The 204-nt window shown below is 49.0% G+C and carries 1 rRNA gene; it reads left to right on the top strand.

From position 1 onward, the window contains the following. Positions 1–16: 16 nt before the first annotated feature. A 16S ribosomal RNA gene (locus tag ADJ83_RS26940) occupies positions 17–204 on the top strand; the annotation flags it as partial.

The raw sequence follows: 204 nt of genomic DNA, 5'->3' as shown, positions 1-204 counted from the left end.
TGAGCTAATCAACTCTTTATTGGAGAGTTTGATCCTGGCTCAGGACGAACGCTGGCGGCGTGCCTAATACATGCAAGTCGAGCGGACTTTAAAAGCTTGCTTTTAAAGTTAGCGGCGGACGGGTGAGTAACACGTGGGCAACCTGCCTGTAAGACTGGGATAACTTCGGGAAACCGGAGCTAATACCGGATAATCCTTTTCTAC

This window comes from Bacillus sp. 522_BSPC (genome assembly GCF_001076885.1).
Lineage (GTDB): Bacteria > Bacillota > Bacilli > Bacillales > Cytobacillaceae > Niallia > Niallia hominis.
Note: the sequence above shows the minus strand (reverse complement) of the source record. Positions and strands in the feature narration are given on the sequence as shown.